The sequence below is a fragment of the Streptomyces sp. NPDC051310 genome, from assembly GCF_044455245.1.
Lineage (GTDB): Bacteria > Actinomycetota > Actinomycetes > Streptomycetales > Streptomycetaceae > Streptomyces.
This window is the reverse complement of the sequence record NZ_JBITEO010000060.1, coordinates 1-1457: the sequence shown is the minus strand read 5'-3', so window position 1 is coordinate 1457 and position 1457 is coordinate 1. Positions and strand designations below refer to the sequence as shown.

Annotated in this window: 1 protein-coding gene; it reads right to left on the bottom strand. The window is 73.6% G+C overall.

The window, feature by feature from the left end; translation table 11 throughout:
• Window positions 1-1436 (bottom strand): beta-ketoacyl synthase N-terminal-like domain-containing protein (locus ACIA79_RS33540; protein WP_399432208.1); only part of this gene is annotated, 1436 nt, incomplete at its 3' end.
• Window positions 1437-1457 lie beyond the last annotated feature (21 nt).

Genomic DNA, 1457 nt, shown 5'->3' with positions numbered 1-1457 from the left:
CCACGGATCAGACCCAGGATCCGGTGCCCCTTGCGCCGGGCGTCCGACAGACGCTCCACCACCAGCACACCGACACCGTCCGAGAACCCGGTGCCATCCGCCGACGCCGCATACGCCTTGCACCGCCCGTCGCTCGCCAGGCCGCGCTGACGGCTGAAGCCGATGAGCAGGTCCGGTGTGGCCATGAGGGAGATGCCACCGACCAGGGCCATCTCACACTCGCCCGCCCTCAGCGCCTGCGACGCCAGGTGCAGGGCGACGGCGGAGGAGGAGCAGGCCGTGTCCACCGACACCGCCGGGCCCTCGAAGCCGAGGGTGTACGCGATACGGCCGGACACCACGCTCATCGTGGTGCCGGTGAGGTGGTAACCCTCCAGTTCCGGGACCATCGTGGCGTGGTAACCCGAGGCGACGGTGCCGCAGAAGACACCGGTGTTGCTGCCGCGCAGCGAGGTCAGGTCGATGCCGGCGTCCTCGAACGCCTCCCAGGCGGCCTCCAGCAACAGCCGCTGCTGCGGGTCCATCGCCAGCGCCTCACGCGGGCTGATCCCGAAGAAGTCCGCGTCGAACTCCCCGATGCGGTCCACGAAGCCACCGGCTCGCGTGTAGACCGTTCCGAGCTGGTCGGGGTCCGGGTCGTACAGCCGCTCCAGGTCCCAGCCGCGGTCGGTCGGGAAGGGGCCCATCGCGTCCCGACCGGACGCCACCAGCTCCCACAGCTCCTCCGGCGAGGTGACCCCGCCGGGGAAGCGGCAGCTCATGCCGACGATCGCCATGGGCTCGGTGGTGTCGACGCGCCGCGGCCGCGCCGCACGCGTGCGCACACTCGCGGGGTCCACCACGATCTGCGACACCAGCAGCCGCGCCACGGCGGCCGGGGTGGGGTGGTCGAACACCAGCGTGGCGGGCAGGCGCACCCCGGTGGCCTGCGTGAGCCGGTTGCGCAGCTCGACCGCGCTCAGGGAGTCGAAGCCGAGCTCGTTGAAGGCGCGGCCGGGATCGATGGAGCCGGCGGAGGCGTGCCCGAGCACACCCGCCACCTGGGCCAGCACCAGCTCGAGCGCGATCTGCTCACGGTCCGCCTCCGGTACGCCGGCGAGGCGCTGGGCCAGTGATCCACCGGCCTCCGCACGCCGGGCCGGGGCGGGCGCCAGCCCGCGCAGCACGGCCGGGAGCGTCCCCGCCCGGGCGTGGGCCCGCAACACCGCCGCGTCCAGCTGGACCGGCGCCAGCAGCGCCGCGTCCGACGCGAGGGCTTGGTCGAACAGATCGAGACCCGTCTCGGTCGTCAGCGCCTTGGCACCCATCCGCTCCAGACGGGCCAGCTCGCCCTGCCCCAGCTGGGACGCCATGCCCGCGGCTTCGCCCCACAGGCCCCAGGCCAGGGAGGTGGCGGGCAGACCGGCGGCCCGGCGGGACGCGGCAAGCGCGTCCAACGCAGCATTCGCCGCCGCGTA